General features: G+C 70.1%; 16 protein-coding genes. 7 read left to right on the top strand and 9 right to left on the bottom strand.

Annotated elements, in window-relative coordinates:
- Positions 1–17: 17 nt before the first annotated feature.
- Entirely contained in the window at positions 18–536 is a 519-nt protein-coding gene (locus ABZV58_RS06130) for a hypothetical protein (protein WP_354999109.1), read from the bottom strand.
- A 62-nt stretch (positions 537–598) separates the two neighbouring features.
- Here ABZV58_RS06130 and ABZV58_RS06125 point away from each other — a divergent pair, with 62 nt between their 5' ends.
- Complete coding sequence (locus ABZV58_RS06125) at positions 599–1,186, top strand: TetR/AcrR family transcriptional regulator (protein ID WP_354999108.1); 588 nt, start codon at positions 599–601, stop codon at positions 1,184–1,186.
- Here the strand turns inward: ABZV58_RS06125 and ABZV58_RS06120 are convergent.
- Positions 1,183–1,509, bottom strand: a complete 327-nt coding sequence (locus ABZV58_RS06120) for a plasmid stabilization protein (RefSeq protein ID WP_354999107.1) — start codon at positions 1,507–1,509, stop codon at positions 1,183–1,185. The two genes, ABZV58_RS06125 and ABZV58_RS06120, sit on opposite strands and share 4 nt — an antisense overlap.
- Positions 1,510–1,580: 71 nt before the next feature.
- Positions 1,581–2,192 carry an NAD(P)H-dependent oxidoreductase gene (locus ABZV58_RS06115; protein ID WP_354999106.1) on the bottom strand — a complete coding sequence of 204 codons (612 nt, stop codon included), beginning with the start codon at positions 2,190–2,192 and terminating at the stop codon, positions 1,581–1,583.
- 180 nt (positions 2,193–2,372) lie between these two features.
- Here ABZV58_RS06115 and ABZV58_RS06110 point away from each other — a divergent pair, with 180 nt between their 5' ends.
- Both ABZV58_RS06110 and ABZV58_RS06105 read left to right on the top strand, forming a co-directional pair.
- The gene (locus tag ABZV58_RS06110; RefSeq protein ID WP_354999819.1) at positions 2,373–3,518 is read left to right on the top strand and encodes an AI-2E family transporter; all 1,146 of its coding nucleotides are present in this window, start codon (positions 2,373–2,375) and stop codon (positions 3,516–3,518) included.
- A 37-nt stretch (positions 3,519–3,555) separates the two neighbouring features.
- Entirely contained in the window at positions 3,556–4,386 is an 831-nt protein-coding gene (locus tag ABZV58_RS06105) for an SDR family oxidoreductase (protein ID WP_354999105.1), read from the top strand.
- Positions 4,387–4,464: 78 nt separating this feature from the next.
- Here ABZV58_RS06105 and ABZV58_RS06100 read toward each other — a convergent pair whose 3' ends face one another.
- Positions 4,465–5,517, bottom strand: a complete 1,053-nt coding sequence (locus ABZV58_RS06100) for an alpha/beta hydrolase (RefSeq protein ID WP_354999104.1) — start codon at positions 5,515–5,517, stop codon at positions 4,465–4,467.
- 105 nt (positions 5,518–5,622) lie between these two features.
- Positions 5,623–6,399: an ABC transporter permease gene (locus ABZV58_RS06095; RefSeq protein WP_354999103.1), complete on the bottom strand. Its 777-nt coding sequence runs from the start codon at positions 6,397–6,399 to the stop codon at positions 5,623–5,625.
- A 179-nt stretch (positions 6,400–6,578) separates the two neighbouring features.
- Between ABZV58_RS06095 and ABZV58_RS06090 the strand changes: the two genes are divergently transcribed.
- Positions 6,579–7,115, top strand: coding sequence for a hypothetical protein (locus ABZV58_RS06090; protein ID WP_354999102.1), 537 nt, complete (start codon positions 6,579–6,581; stop codon positions 7,113–7,115).
- 101 nt (positions 7,116–7,216) lie between these two features.
- Here ABZV58_RS06090 and ABZV58_RS06085 read toward each other — a convergent pair whose 3' ends face one another.
- The 3 genes from ABZV58_RS06085 to ABZV58_RS06075 all read right to left on the bottom strand — a co-directional run bounded on the left by ABZV58_RS06085 (position 7,217) and on the right by ABZV58_RS06075 (position 10,344).
- Positions 7,217–8,569 carry a cytochrome P450 gene (locus ABZV58_RS06085; RefSeq protein ID WP_354999101.1) on the bottom strand — a complete coding sequence of 451 codons (1,353 nt, stop codon included), beginning with the start codon at positions 8,567–8,569 and terminating at the stop codon, positions 7,217–7,219.
- 111 nt (positions 8,570–8,680) lie between these two features.
- Positions 8,681–9,235 (bottom strand): type 1 glutamine amidotransferase domain-containing protein, encoded by a 555-nt coding sequence (locus ABZV58_RS06080; RefSeq protein ID WP_354999100.1) that lies wholly within the window; start codon positions 9,233–9,235, stop codon positions 8,681–8,683.
- A 68-nt stretch (positions 9,236–9,303) separates the two neighbouring features.
- Positions 9,304–10,344, bottom strand: a complete 1,041-nt coding sequence (locus tag ABZV58_RS06075; RefSeq protein WP_354999099.1) for an AsnC family transcriptional regulator — start codon at positions 10,342–10,344, stop codon at positions 9,304–9,306.
- Between the two features lie 114 nt (positions 10,345–10,458).
- Here ABZV58_RS06075 and ABZV58_RS06070 point away from each other — a divergent pair, with 114 nt between their 5' ends.
- The 3 genes from ABZV58_RS06070 (at position 10,459) to ABZV58_RS06060 (ending at position 12,737) form a co-directional block, all read left to right on the top strand.
- A complete protein-coding gene (locus ABZV58_RS06070) occupies positions 10,459–11,622 on the top strand; it encodes an alpha-hydroxy-acid oxidizing protein (RefSeq protein ID WP_354999098.1) in 1,164 nt (387 codons plus the stop codon).
- 66 nt (positions 11,623–11,688) lie between these two features.
- Positions 11,689–12,243 (top strand): class I SAM-dependent methyltransferase, encoded by a 555-nt coding sequence (locus tag ABZV58_RS06065; protein ID WP_354999097.1) that lies wholly within the window; start codon positions 11,689–11,691, stop codon positions 12,241–12,243.
- A 44-nt stretch (positions 12,244–12,287) separates the two neighbouring features.
- On the top strand, positions 12,288–12,737 hold the full coding sequence (locus ABZV58_RS06060; protein ID WP_354999096.1) for a MerR family transcriptional regulator: 450 nt from the start codon (positions 12,288–12,290) through the stop codon (positions 12,735–12,737).
- Here the strand turns inward: ABZV58_RS06060 and ABZV58_RS06055 are convergent.
- Positions 12,724–13,902: a cytochrome P450 gene (locus ABZV58_RS06055; protein ID WP_354999095.1), complete on the bottom strand. Its 1,179-nt coding sequence runs from the start codon at positions 13,900–13,902 to the stop codon at positions 12,724–12,726. The two genes, ABZV58_RS06060 and ABZV58_RS06055, sit on opposite strands and share 14 nt — an antisense overlap.
- Between the last annotated feature and the right edge of the window lie 53 nt (positions 13,903–13,955).

The raw sequence follows: 13,955 nt of genomic DNA, 5'->3' as shown, positions 1-13,955 counted from the left end.
GGTTTCTCGCTCCTTCTTCAGCCGTGTACGGAGAGGCGGCGGTGGCGCCGCCAGTAATCGGCGGTGACGGCCGACAGCAGGACCGGCCACAGCGCGGCGGGCGCGTAGCAGGCGGCCATCAGCCGAGCCCAGCCGGAGTCCGGGCGATCCGCGAAACCGCTGACCCGGTCCCAGTTCCACGCGCTCATCGCGACGATGAGCAGAACCGCCGCCGCGCCCGCCGTCGCTGTGACCGCGGGCAGCGCGGGCGGCACCCGACGACCGGCGACGGACGGGAACCAGCGCGGGAACCGCTCACCCCATGGCGACACCAACGCGAAAGTCAGTGCGGCACAGACCAACGACGCCACGCTCAAACCGATGACGTACACGGTTCCGCCGCCGGGAATGTCTTGGAAAGCCAATTGCTCGTCGCTCCACCCGAGATCGACACCGACTCCGACGAGCACCCGCCACACCGCCGAGGGCGCGACGGCCGCGATGGTCCCCCACGCCGCCCATCGCGCCCACGCGGGCGGCTCGATTCCGGCGTCCATCCGATCCACCTCCATTTTAGAGAGCTACCTCTAAAACAGAATTAGAGCATATCCTCCAATACATGGGAAGACCCCCGAAGCACGACGCCGATCGGCTGCTGGACGCCGCAGCGGAACTCCTCGCCGCGGGCGGGCCCGCCGCCGTCACCATGTCGGCGGTGGCCAAGGCGGTCGGCGCGCCGAGCGGATCGGTCTACCACCGGTTTCCGGATCGGCCCGCGCTGCTCGCCGCGCTGTGGACACGGACGCTGAGCCGGTTCCGCGACGAACTGCTCACCGTATTGACCCTCGATCCGCCCGAGGAGGCGATCCGCCGCGGCGCACGCGCGACCCTCGACTGGGCACGGCGAAGCCCCCGCGAGGCGGCCGTGCTGCTCGCGGGGGCGCGGGAATTGGGCGAACGGGAGTGGAGCGAAGCGGCGCGCGCGGACACCGCGCGGGCCAATACCGCGATACAGAACGCGCTGACCGCACTGATCGCGCGCACCGGCGACGAAGGAGCCCGAGCGACCGACCGTGTGATGCTCGCCGTTGTCGATCTGCCCTACGCCCTGGTCAGGCGGTATCTACGCGCGGGACAGGAGATTCCGGCCCACGCCGCCGATCTCGCCGAGCAGGCCGCGACGGCACTGCTCGGCGCACCGGATTAACGGCCGAGAGCGCTCTCCAGTTGCTTCTTGGTCATCTTGGAGCGGCCCTTGATGTTGCGCTTCTTGGCCTCGTTGTACAGCTGGTCCCTGGTCGGGCCCTTCGGACCGCTGCGTCCCGAACGCTGGCCGCCGCGCTGCTGCGGCGACTTGTCCTTGACCGAGGACCGGCTCGCGGTCTTGCTCTGGCCGGACTGCGCGCGGTTCTTGTTGACGGTGCGGGCCGCGATCTGCTTGGCGCGCTTGGTGCTCGCGCCGCGGTCCTGCGCCGAATCCTTGATGTGTTCGTACTGCCGTTCCTGTTTGTCGGTCCATTCCTTCGGCATGTCACACACCTCCTCATCGATCGGGTACCCGGGATACGCCGGAGAAACCGGCTCTGGCCGAGAGAAAACCGTTACTGGTAAGCGGGATAGCGCTGGTCGGCGAGCAGCCGGGCGAGGTGCGCGGCGTTGCGGGCCATGGCGGCGGTGGCGCTCGCGACCGGTTCGGGCACCTCGTCGAGGTCTGTGTAATCGGTGGTCTCCATCGCGCGGCCGTTCCAGTAGGTGCAGCCCTGCGCCGGGATGGTGAAGCCGATGTCGTTGAGCGCCTGGAACATATCGGCCACGATCTTGTGCGCGCCGTCCTCGTTGCCGACGACCGCGGCCAGCCCGACCTTGCCTACCATCGCGGGCCGCCCCTGCTCATCGGTGTTGGACAGCTCGGCGTCGAGCCGCTCCAGCATCCGCTGCGCCACCGAGGACATGTGCCCGAGCCAGGTCGGGGTGGCGACGAGCAGGATGTCGGCGGCCATGATCTGTTCGCGCACTCGCGGCCACTGATCGCCCGCGCCTTCGTCGTCGGTGACGCCGGGATGGATGTCGTAGTCGACGAGCCGAAGCACCTCGCCCTTCACGTCGTGCTCGGCCAGCCGCGCCAGCGCCTGCCTGGCGATGAGCTCACTGCTGGATTCGCTCGGTGACTTCTTCAATGTGCACACCAGCGCCAGCGCGGTCGGTGCTGTCATGATCGAGCCTCCTCGGTTCGCGTTCGGTCAGCTCCTCCTTCGTGGCACTACCCGGAGATCCGCGCGGCAATCCGGTGCGCCGCCAGCGCGACCCGCCGCGCGGGCGCCCTCGTGCGAGACTGGGCCGGTGAGGCGTCAGCGAGTGGAGGGCAAGTCGTGACCGAGCCGAGCAAGCCCAGGGTGGAGACCAACACCGGCGAGAACAAGGCGCTCGAACCGCCCGAGCGCGGAGATGTGATCGGCACCGGGCTGTTCTGGCTGGCGAAATGGGCGCTGTGCGTCGTCGCGATCGCCGCGGGCGCGTGGGTGCTCGGCTGGATCATCGCGCGCCTGTGGGTGGTGATCCTGCCGATGGCGCTGGCCGTCGTCGTCGCGACCGTGCTGTGGCCGCCCACGCGCTGGCTCACCAAACACGGTCTGCGGCCTGCGCTCGCCGCGTCGCTGTCGATACTCGGCTTCCTCGGTCTGCTCGCGGGGGTCATCGCGCTGATCGTGCCCTCGGTGGTGGATCAGGCGCCGGAATTGGCCGACAAGGCGACCGAGGGCGTCAACCGGGTCCGTGACTGGTTGCAGGGCCCACCGCTGAACATCCGCGACGAGCAGCTCGATTCCGCGGTGGACGCCATCGTCTCGCGGTTGCAGTCCAGCGCCGAGCAGATCGCGACCGGCGTCTTCAGCGGCGTCACCACCGCCACCTCGGCGCTGGTCACTCTGTTCCTGGTGCTGGTCCTCGCGTTCTTCTTCGTCAAGGACGGGCCGCGCTTCATGCCCTGGCTGCACAGCGTGACCGGGACCCGCGGCGGCAGGCACTTCGAGGAGGTGCTCGGCCGGATCTGGGTCACCCTCGGCGGTTTCATCCGCACCCAGGCGCTGGTCAGCCTGATCGACGCGGTGTTGATCGGCGCGGGCTTGGTGATCCTGGGCGTCCCGCTGGCCGCGGTGCTCGCCGTGCTCACCTTCCTCGGCGGCTTCATCCCGATCGTCGGAGCGTTCGTCGCGGGCGCGCTCGCGGTCCTCGTCGCGTTGGTCGCCAACGGCGTGACGACCGCGTTGATCGTGCTCGGCATCATCCTGGCCGTCCAGCAGCTGGAAGGCAATGTGCTGCAACCGGTGTTGCAGAGCCGCAGCATGCAGCTGCACGCGGTGGTGGTGCTGCTCGCGGTGACCGCGGGCGGCTCGCTCTACGGCATCGTCGGCGCGTTCCTCGCCGTGCCGGTCGCCGCCATCGTCGCCGTGGTGCTGCGTTACGTGGGCGAGCAGATCGACGCGGCGACCGCACCGCCGCCGGAACCGGACGACGCGGCGGAGGTCGAACCCGCGCGGTGACCCCCGCTGCGCATAACGCTGTGGCAGTGTGGGTTTCATGAAGACGATCCTGATCACGGGGGCGACGTCGGGTATCGGTCTGGAAGCCGCGCGGCAACTGGGCGAAGCAGGCGATCACCTGATACTCGTCGGACGCAATCCCGAGAAGCTCGACCGTGCCGCACGACTCGTCCGGGAGGCGGGCGCGGGACAGGTGGACACGCTGGTGTGCGATTTCGCGAGCCAGTCCGCGGTGCGCGAGCTCGCCGGAAAGGTGCTCGCGAACTACGACCGCCTCGACGTGCTAGCCAACAACGCGGGCGCCTACTATCCGCAGCGCGTCGTCACCGGCGACGAGGTCGAGGCCACCTTCGCGGTCAACCATCTCGGCGGCTACCTGCTCACCGAGTTGCTGCTCGACCTGCTGCGGCGCAGCGCACCATCGCGCGTCCTGTTCACCTCGTCGGTCATGCACTACGGCGCCGACCTGGACTTGGGCGACCTGAACCTGTCGCGCGGTTACTCCGGCGAAAAGGCCTACAGCCAGTCCAAGCTGGCCAACATCCTCTACGTGCGCGCGCTGGCGCGGCGGCTGGAAGGCACCGGGGTGACCGTCAACGCCTTCCATCCCGGGGCGGTGGCGACCGGGATCTGGGACGCGATGCCGTGGTGGGGCCGGCCGTTCGCGGCGATCGCCAAGCGGGTCTTCATGATTCCGGCCGCCGAGGGCGGTCGCAGGCTCGCCTATCTCGCCGCCGCGCCGGAGCCCGCCGAGCACAGCGGACGCTATTTCCAGAACAACGCGCTCAAGACCCCGTCGCGCCGAGCCCAGGACGACGCGCTCGCCGAGGAACTCGACAAGGTGAGCGCCCGGCTGGTCGGGTTGTGAGGCGTACCTCTCGAATTCCGGATTCGCTCCGGCCGCACGGGAGCTCGGACGAAAATGGTCCGGCCAGGCGGATGGACTTCAGCGATCCGCGAGCACGACGCTACCCAAGAATTCGTCGATGACCGCCCAGCTGGCCGCCTCCGGCCCGGCGACGAGCCCGAGGTGGCTGGCGCGCGGCACTTCGACATAGCGAGCCTCGGCCGCGCCGGTGAGCACCCGCACGCCCGGCGCGACCGTGGCGGCGGGCGCGATGTTGTCCGAGGGGCTGCCGACGAGCAGCACCCGGCAGCTCACCTTCGCCATCTCGATCACCCGGTCCGCGCCGAGCGGGACACTGCCCTTCGCCATGTGGTTGCCGACGATCATCAGCCGGTGGTTCTGCCGGTAGAGGCGGCCGGGATAGCCGGGCATCCGTCCGATGAACCGGTCGATCGCCTCCATCCGCGCCAGCGCCTCGATGCGACCCAGATTGCGGGCGATGAACCAGGGGCGCATGATCTCGCGCGGCAACGCCATGCCGCGGAACCCGAGCTGCACGGCGAACGCCGGAATACCGCCGAACAACGCGGTGGACCAGGCGACTTCGCGGCCGCCGGTGACGCGGGCGAGCAGCCGGGACGGCGCGAGCATCGGATGGCGCCGGTAATCGATCGGGGTGCCGAGCGCGGTGACCGAGGCGATCGGCAGGTCCGCGTGCTCGGCGGCGGTGAGCAGGGCCAGGGTGCCGCCGAGCGACCAGGCGACGACGTCGACCTCGGCCCCACCGTGCTCCGCGCTGACCCGGGCGATCGCGGTCGGGACGATGTCGTCGATCCACTCCTCGAAGCCGAGATTCCGGTCGGCGTAGGTGATCCGGCCGTAGTCGACGATGTAGGGGGTGCGCCCGGTGTCGAGCAGGAACTTGGCCAGGCTCTGCCCCGGGCGCAGATCGAAGCAGGAACTGTGCACCGCGAGCGGCGGCACCAACAGGACCGGGTTCCCGGAACCGTGCGCGCCCTCGTAGCGGCGCAGCTGCCGGTGCGGCTCGTCGTAGAGCACCGTCGAAGGAGTCGGGGCGGCGGGTTCGACGCCACCGCCGAAGGTGAGCGCCCAGCCGTTGTCGAGCGCATGCGCCAGCTCGGTGAAGATCACGCTTTTCCTCAGTGCACGGACGGATTCGAGTCGATCGCCGGATCGTTCCCAGCAGCACCGAGTGTAGATAACTGTTACTCGAAGTTACAATTTCGGTGGCGGATTTCACCGGCCGCTTGCGGATGCGGCGATGCGCTTGCCCGGCTCTCGCGTGACGCGGCAGCGGGCGACGAGCTCGACGGTGACCGCGACGGCGCAGGTCTGGGCGAGCAACAGACCCGAGAGAACCAGGATCTGGACCGCGCCCGCCTGGATGGCCGAGCCGCTGGCGATCAGCACGCCGACGAAGGCGCCCGGCAGGGTGACCAATCCGACCGTGCGGGTCTGGTCGACGCCGGGCAGCAGCGCGTCGGCGGCGGTCGGGCGGATCACCTCCAGCCGGGCGTCACGTTCGGTGAAGCCCAGGCTCAGCGCGGCTTCTACCTCGCCGCGCCGCTGCTCGACCGCGTCGAGGGCGCGGCGTGCCGCCAGCGACGTCGCAGTCATGGCGCCGCCGAGGACGATCCCGCCGACCGGCACCACCGCGACGCCCGTCATCGGGACCACACCGCTGAGCAGCATGGGCGGGAGAACCGCTCCGACGCCCGCGCCCAGCGCCAGCGCCAGCCACGGCGCGGACTTCCCCGCACCCGAGCGCCGCGCCGAGGTCACCACCGCGGCGACGAACATGACAGCGAGCACCAGGATCGCCGACCACAGGTGCGCCAGCGCCGCTGCCAGCACGAGCGCCACGATCGCCAATTGCACGGCACCGCGAAGGGCCGCGCGGGGCGCAACGAACGGCGAACCGAGTCGCGCCACCCGATACACCGTGGCCGCGCCGATCGCCAGCGCGAGGCACAACGCCGCCAGGCCGAGGTCGGGCCGTATCGCCGCGTTCATCCGCGCTCCGCGATGGGACTCACCGTCCAACGATCACACACGACCAGGCCGCCGCCCAACCGCCGAACGGGCCGCCCGCGGCCCCTGCCACCGGCCGTCGTCGCGGATTACCATGCAGGGAGGGCTCGAAGAGGAGTCGCCTCCCACCGATCGTTCGTTCCGCTTCCGGAGGAGGACGTATGTCCTACCCGCTTCCCGCGAAGGTCTGTCTCACCGTCCAGGATTGCCGCTGCCCCTCGGTCACCCTGTTCCTCGTCGCGGAACCGCTGATGCCGGGCGGGAACATCCTGCATCTGATGGAGCAGGCGACCGTCGACGATCCCGACGCGCCGCCGCGGCCCGATGTGGCGCTGGTCGAGTCGCTCGAGACGCCGACCGTGCCCGGCCGCTCCGAACCATCGATCCACGCCGAGTTGCGCCCCTGCACCACGCACCTGCCCGACCCCGAACGGCTGCACGCGATCCTGCACGACCACCTGATCATCGATCCCTTCGGACTCGATCTCGGCGACCGCGCGGAGGTGACCCGGCTGGCACTGTTGCCCGAACGCCGCATCGGCTTCCGCCGCAGCGAGGACTTCCAGGCCGAATCCATCCGCCAAGCCATGCTCGCGGTCTACCGGCACTTCGAGCTCGACCAGCGCCCGCCGCTGGTCTACCACGGCTTCGCGGACCCGACCACCGGCTGGTTCGCCCTGCGCACCGCGCTCGCCTGAGCCACCCGCGCGGCGGACCTTCCTGAGCCACTCGCGCACCGCGAACTTGACCTTCGCACCGCGGACCTGCGGTCACCGCGCCGACCCGCGCTTCGAACCGATCACCGGGCGCGCGTCACCGCGGGCGTGATCACGAAGTCGAGGCCGAAGTTGTTGAAGGTCAACGGAAGTGGGCTGTCCGGCGACAACGCGGGCGTGGAGCGGAGCCGGTAGTCGGCGGCGTCCACCAGGTGGGCGAGCAGGGTGCTCGTGGTGAAGAGCACCAGGTTGCGGCCGGGGCAAACCGCCGGGCCCGCGCTGAACGGCACCAGCTGCGGGTACTGCTCCGCGAGTCCCTCCAACCAGAGGTCCGGGGCGAAGCGGTCGGCGAAGGGCAGCAGCTCGGTATCGCGATGGAACGCGGGGACCACGATCATCAGCGCGGCGCCGCCCTCGATGGTGAACCGGTCCGCGCCCGTCCGCCACTGCGTGTCCTCGGTGATGTCGCGCAGGATGACCGGCGTCGTCGGCCACAGCCGCACCGATTCCAGGACGCAGGCGCGCAGGTAGTCGCGGGTCTGCGGGGTGTGCGGGTCGGCGGCGTCGGCGGTCGCGCGGGCGTGCTGATCCGGGTGGGTGGCCAGCAGCGCCAGGGCTCGGCTCGTGGCGATGCCCGCCGCGTCGAAAGCGAAGAGCCAGTGCGGAATCTGGCCGACCGGGTCCACAGCGCCACCCGCGGCGGTCGCCGCCAGCGCTCCGACAAGGCTGTCCGGATCGGCCGCTTCCACGTAGCGGTAGAGCCGTTCGGTGAAACGATCCCGCCGCCCGCGCTGCGGTAGCGCGAGGAACGACCAGTTGGCGGCCGAGCGCAGCTTCCACAGTTCGTCGGTGATCGCCTCGTCGTCGCGTCCGCGCCTGCCGAGCACCAGCCGCCGGACCAGCCGCCACCAGTCCGCGGTGAACTGGTCCGCGTTGAGGTGGCCGCGGCGCAGCGCGGACGCGGTCAGGTCGCGCGCCTCGTCGGCGATGATCTCGGCGAACGGTTCGGCGAGGCGATGCAGCGGCGCGGAGGTGTCCAGCGCCGCCTCGTTCACCGCTCGCCGCTGCGCGCGCACCGGCCCCTCCGAGAGCAGCACGCCGTGCGGCTGGAACTGGCGCAGTGCGGCGCGCTTCTCGCGATTGGCGGGATCGAACGGCCGCGGCGCGTCCGCGAGCACCCTGCCGACGTCGTCCGGGTCGAGCACGATCACGATGCGACGCCCCGGCAGCACCAATTCGACTGGGCCAGCGCCGAACTCGGCACGCAACCGACGCATGCGCGCCACCGCGCGCCGATCGGCCTGCGTCCGTTCCAGCACTCCCATCACCGCGCGTCTGCGGGCGATCACCCCCGAGGCGATCGATGCGAAACCCAGGTCGGCCAGCGTCGCGAGCGCTCGCGCGCCCACCAGCCGGTTGCCGTGGTTGCCTGCCATACAGCCTCCTCCCGCTTCGTTGCCCTTCGTGAGGGCCGACGTCGAGCGCGTACCCGAGGCCGCACGGCCGAAACGGGCGACGCCCGCGGCGAACCTCCCGCCGCGCCGCCGCTACGCCCGTAATTCGGTGGAGATCGCGCCGACGAAATCTTTCAGATCGCCGGGCGCGCGCGAGGTGATCAGCGTCCAGCCGTTCTCGGACGAGCGCACCACCGGCTCGTCGACCCACGCTCCGCCCGCGTTGTCGACATCGGTGCGCAGCGAGTGGTACGAGGTCAGCGTCTTGCCCCGCAGTAGATCGGCCTCGACGAGCAGCCACGGCCCGTGGCAGATCGCGGCAACCGGCTTGCCCGCACCGGCGAATTCCTTGGCCAGCGCGACGGCGCGATCGTCGGCGCGCAGCTTGTCCGCGTTCACGGTGCCGCCGGGCACCACGAGCGCGTCGAAGTCGTCGATGTCCACCGCGTCCAGCGCGGCATCGGGCGAAACGACCTCGTCCTTGTCCACGTCGTGCTGAAAGGTCTGCACCGGCTCCGATTTCGGCGCCGCGTGGGTCACCCGCGCGCCTCGTTTGCGTAGTTCGTCGCGCGGCACCAGCAGCTCATCGTGCTCGACACCGGTGTTCGAGGTCACGACCAGCACCCGCACGCCGTCCAATTCAGCCATGAGCGACTCCTCTCGATCGACCCCCTCCCCGATCGGCATGCCGCGATTCCCCGCCGCTAAACCTGGCCTCACCCCAGCGACCCGGGCTCGCTCCAGACGTCGGGTCGCACCACGCGCCTGCTGCGCCCGCGCGGATCGAGAATGTGCCCGAAGAGCTTGTCGTGGCGCAGCGTGACGGTGCGCTCCGCGACGCGCAGCGCGGGATGGGCGGCGGCCAGCCCGGCTTCCAGGCGCGGGATGTCGGCGAGACTGTGCAGGTTGGCCTGGATGAGCAGGTTGTGACCGCCGCTGATGGCGGCGCAGTTGCGGGTCTGCGGGAGCCGCACGATCGCGTCGCCGATCTCGGCGAGCCGATCCGGTGGCACATCAAGCCACAGGGTCACCGCGACCGGCCAGCCGCCGAGCGGGCGGGCGAAATCGCAGCGGAACTGGAGCACTCCGAGCCGGGTGAGCCGATCCAGCCTGCGCTTCACCGTCGAGGCGCTGGTACCGACGGCCGTCGCCAGGTACTGGTGCGAGGCCCGCCCGTCCATGGCGAGCTGCGCGAGCATCGCGCGATCGGCGTCGTCGATGCTCACCCCGCGCACCGCCGCCGACGGTCGCGGCGGCGGGACGTCCAGTTCGGCGCGTTGGTCGGGCGCGAGCGCGTCGATGCGCCAGCGGCCGCCCTCGGTGAACATGTGCGTGACGATCCTGGCCCGCACCGCCGCGACGTGCGGGATGGCGGGCAGCACGTCCAGCGTGTAGTGCGACATGGTGTCCAGGTCGCGCGCCCCGACGGTGGCCAGCAGGTTGTAGGTGCCCGCGCAGCGCTCGACGGTGACCATGTGCGGGTGCCCGCACAGGCTGCGGCTGACCGCGGCCGCGGCGTCGGCGGTGCAGCCGATCTCGACATAGGCGATGGTGATCTGGTCGAGCAGCCGCGGGCCGGGCGAAGGACTCACCCAGGCCACCCCGCGCCGGGTGAGCCGCTGCCAGCGACGGGCCACCGTCACCGGATCGACGCCGAGCGCGTGGCCCAATTCCGACCAGGAACCGCGCGGGCGGAGTTGCAGCGCGTTGATCAGGGCGAGCTCGTCCTCGCTCAGGAGTGCGGCGTCATCCTGCATTCGCGGTTCCCATCGTGCCTGATTCCTGCATTCTAGTGGGAGCGAGCAACCGGACACCCATGCTTTCTCCCGGTGGCGCGGTGCGGCGCCGGAGACGAAAGGGCGACCGAATCCATGGCCTTCGCCGATTACCAGAACGAGATCTACCTGCGCGGCCTCGGCGGGGTACAGCCCGCGCTGCCGATGTCCTTCGACGAGCTGGAGGCCGCGGCGCAGGCGGCATTGCCGCCCTCGGTCTGGTCGTACGTGGCGGGCGGGGCCGGTGACGAACGCACGCAGCGCGCCAACGTGACCGCGTTCGACCAGTGGGGCCTTGTGCCGCGGATGTTCGTCGGCGCGTCCGAGCGCGACCTCACGGTGGAGCTGTTCGGGATGACCTGGCCCGCACCGGTTTTCCTCGCGCCGATCGGTGTGATCGGCCTGTGCGCCCAGGACGGGCACGGCGATCTGGCGACCGCCCGCGCCGCGGCGCGCACCGGCGTCCCGATGGTGGCATCGACTCTCTCGGTGGATCCGCTGGAGCAGGTGGCGGCCGAATTGGGTGATACGCCAGGCCTTTTCCAGCTGTACACGCCCACCGACCGCGATCTCGCCGCGAGTCTGGTGAAGCGGGCCGAGGAGGCGGGGTACAAGGGCATCGTCGTCACGCTCGACACCTGGATCACCGGCTGGCGCCCGCGCGATCTCGGCACCTCGAATTTCCCCCAACTGCGCGGGCACTGTCTGGCGAACTATTTCACCGATCCGGTGTTCCGCGCGGGTCTGCCCGGCCCGCCGGAAGAGCACCTCCAGGCCGCCGTGCTGCGCTGGGTCCAGCTCTTCGGCAATCCGCTCACCTGGGCCGACCTGCCGTGGCTGCGCGAACTCACCACGCTGCCGCTGATCGTGAAGGGCATCTGTCATCCCGACGACGCGCGCCGCGCGAAAGACGGTGGCGTGGACGGCATCTACTGCTCCAACCACGGCGGCCGCCAGGCCAACGGCGGCCTGCCCGCCCTCGACATGCTCGCCGAGGTGGTCGACGCGGCCGACGGGCTGCCGGTGCTGTTCGACTCCGGCGTTCGCGGCGGCGACGACATCGTCAAGGCGCTGGCCCTGGGTGCGGCAGCGGTCGGCATCGGCAGGCCCTACGCCTACGGTCTCGCGCTCGGCGGCGCCGACGGCATCGTGCACGTGCTGCGCGCGCTGCTCGCCGAGGCCGACCTGATCATGGCCGTCGACGGCTACCGCGACCTCTCCGAGCTGACCAGGGACGCACTGCGCCGAGTCGCGGTCTGACCCAGCCCTTGACTTCAGGTCGACCTGAACTCGCACGCTGAGGGTCGACCTGAAGGAAGGGATGAAATGACCCGGTTCGGAGAACAGGAAAGCCGCGGCTACGACCGGCGCGCCACCAAACTGCTCGGCGGGCTGTACCGGCATATCGCCGACGAGGTGGCCGCGTCCACCGGGACGGGCGAGGCGGTGCTCGACGTGGGGACCGGCCCCGGCCTGCTGCTGGCCCACCTCGCGCGCAGACGACCCGATCTGCTGTTGCACGGGGTGGACCTTTCGCCGCACATGATCGCGCACGCCCGGACCAATCTTGCCGACCACGAGGTCGAACTGTCCGTGGGTGACGTCGGCGCACTTCCCTACCCGGACAACAGTTTCGACGTCGTCGTCTCCAGCCTGAGCATGCACGAGTGGCCGGATCCGGTCGCGGCGGCGGCCGAGCTCGAGCGGGTGCTTCGCCCGCGCGGAACGCTGGCGCTCTACGACTTCCGTTTCGTCCGGGACGCGTCCATGCGCACCGCGTTGGGCGCGCGTTTCGCCGAGCCGACGGTGCGCAGGAGGGTCGTGCGCCCGCGCGGATACCCCTTCGGGCTGTACGCGCAGTGGACCGCACGCGCGGCCTGACGGGCACGGCGGTACGACACCCGTTGTCGACTTAGAGTGCTGGTATGTCCGATTCCGGATTGACGATCGGCGAGCTGGCCGCGCGGTTCGGCCTGGCCACGCACGTGCTGCGGCACTGGGAGGATCTCGGTCTGCTCGCGCCGCGCCGCGATTCCGGCGGTCGCCGGGTCTATCGCGCCGACGACGCCGAGACGGTGGCCGTCATTCTGCTCGGCAAACGGGTCGGGCTGACCTTGGCCGAGATCGCCCGGCTTTTCGAGAGCGCAGCGGATCGCGACACGCGCCGCGAGCTGCTGCGCGCGCACCGCGATCAGCTGGCCGCGCGGATCGCCGCCGCCACCGCGGCGCTGAACACGATCGACCACGCATTGGATTGCGGCGCAACGGATTTCCGCTCCTGTCCGCATTTCCGCGGCAAGGTGGACGAGGCGCTGCGGCTCGGCGTCGACGGGGTGGCGGCCCACCCCGTCGACATTCCGTTCAGCGGGCGGTGACCGTGGTCGGCAGACTGGCGAAGCCGCGGTTGTTGGAGGAGTGAATGCGACGCAGGTTCGCGGCGTCGATGTCGTAATCGGCGATCGTGCCGATGATCTCCTCCAGCGCGACGCGCAGTTCCAGCTGGGCGAGGTTCGCGCCGAGGCAGTGGTGGCGTCCGCTGCCGAAGGACAGTGTTGCGCCCGTGTCGCGGTCCAGGTCGAAAGTGTCTGGATCGGTGAAGATCTCGGGATCGCGGTTGGCCGAGGCGGTCAGCAGCAGGATGCGCGCACCGGCCGGGATGTCGACGCCGTGCAACGAGATCGGTTCGGTGGTGCTGCGCAGCTGGGTCTGGGTGGCGGGTTCGTAGCGCATTCCCTCGGCGATCCACTCGTCGATGCGCCCGCCGAAGGCCTCACGGCGCCGGTCGGGGTGCTGCCACGCGACGTGCCAGAGGTTGCCCAGCGTGAGCATGGTGGTCTCGATGCCCGCGCCGACCAGCAGGATCAGCACGCCCACGATCTCCTCGGGGGTCAGCCGGTCGTCGCCGTCGGCGGCGTCGAGCAGGCCGGAGAGCAGGTCGTCGCGGCGGGTCTTGCTCCGTTCGATGGTCAGCTCGGTGTAGTAGCCGACCAGGGTCCCGATGGCCTGCACCGCTTCCGGGCGCAGATCGGTGGATTCCTCGTCGGTGTACATGATCTCCATGCCCAGCTTGCGGATCATGTCGCGATCCGCTTCCGGGACGCCGACCAGTTCGGAGATCACATCGGTGGGGAACGGACCCGCGAAATCGGCCATCAGGTCGAAACTTTCGCGTTCCAGCAGTGGCTGCCACAGCCCGCGCGCGATCTCCCGTAGTCGGGGCTGCAATTCCTGCACCCGGCGATTGGTGAACGCGCGAGCCACCAGGCCGCGCAGTCGAGTGTGCTTGGGCGGGTCCATCGCGACGAAGGAGAAGAACCGTTCGGCCTGCGGTCCCCAGAACGCGGGCTCCATCCGCAGTCCGTTGACGCTGGAGAAACGGTCCGAATCACGCAGTGCCGCAACAATATCGGCGTATCGGGAGAAAGCGTAGAAATCGTCGGCCGGGTTGTGGAAGACCGGCGCCTCCGCGCGTAGCCTTGCGTAGTACGGATAGGGATCGCGGTGGACGTCGAAATCGTACGGGCTGTACTGCAACTGCATGACGGAGCCTTCCGGGGGCCGTGCGAGTTTCACCCTCGCTACCGGTTCGCAAC

This window comes from Nocardia sp. NPDC004654 (assembly GCF_040609595.1).
GTDB lineage: Bacteria > Actinomycetota > Actinomycetes > Mycobacteriales > Mycobacteriaceae > Nocardia.
The sequence above is the reverse complement of the archived record's forward strand: the minus strand, read 5'-3'. Positions and strand labels throughout refer to the sequence as shown.

Bases quoted from the DNA above. Each gene is read 5' to 3' on its own strand.
- ABZV58_RS06130 (WP_354999109.1), bottom strand. From the start codon at position 536: ATGGACGCCGGAATCGAGCCGCCCGCGTGGGCGCGATGGGCGGCGTGG.
- ABZV58_RS06125 (WP_354999108.1), top strand. From the start codon at position 599: ATGGGAAGACCCCCGAAGCACGACGCCGATCGGCTGCTGGACGCCGCA.
- ABZV58_RS06120 (WP_354999107.1), bottom strand. From the start codon at position 1,509: ATGCCGAAGGAATGGACCGACAAACAGGAACGGCAGTACGAACACATC.
- ABZV58_RS06115 (WP_354999106.1), bottom strand. From the start codon at position 2,192: ATGACAGCACCGACCGCGCTGGCGCTGGTGTGCACATTGAAGAAGTCA.
- ABZV58_RS06105 (WP_354999105.1), top strand. From the start codon at position 3,556: ATGAAGACGATCCTGATCACGGGGGCGACGTCGGGTATCGGTCTGGAA.
- ABZV58_RS06095 (WP_354999103.1), bottom strand. From the start codon at position 6,399: ATGAACGCGGCGATACGGCCCGACCTCGGCCTGGCGGCGTTGTGCCTC.
- ABZV58_RS06090 (WP_354999102.1), top strand. From the start codon at position 6,579: ATGTCCTACCCGCTTCCCGCGAAGGTCTGTCTCACCGTCCAGGATTGC.
- ABZV58_RS06085 (WP_354999101.1), bottom strand. From the start codon at position 8,569: ATGGCAGGCAACCACGGCAACCGGCTGGTGGGCGCGCGAGCGCTCGCG.
- ABZV58_RS06080 (WP_354999100.1), bottom strand. From the start codon at position 9,235: ATGGCTGAATTGGACGGCGTGCGGGTGCTGGTCGTGACCTCGAACACC.
- ABZV58_RS06075 (WP_354999099.1), bottom strand. From the start codon at position 10,344: ATGCAGGATGACGCCGCACTCCTGAGCGAGGACGAGCTCGCCCTGATC.
- ABZV58_RS06070 (WP_354999098.1), top strand. From the start codon at position 10,459: ATGGCCTTCGCCGATTACCAGAACGAGATCTACCTGCGCGGCCTCGGC.
- ABZV58_RS06065 (WP_354999097.1), top strand. From the start codon at position 11,689: ATGACCCGGTTCGGAGAACAGGAAAGCCGCGGCTACGACCGGCGCGCC.
- ABZV58_RS06060 (WP_354999096.1), top strand. From the start codon at position 12,288: ATGTCCGATTCCGGATTGACGATCGGCGAGCTGGCCGCGCGGTTCGGC.
- ABZV58_RS06055 (WP_354999095.1), bottom strand. From the start codon at position 13,902: ATGCAGTTGCAGTACAGCCCGTACGATTTCGACGTCCACCGCGATCCC.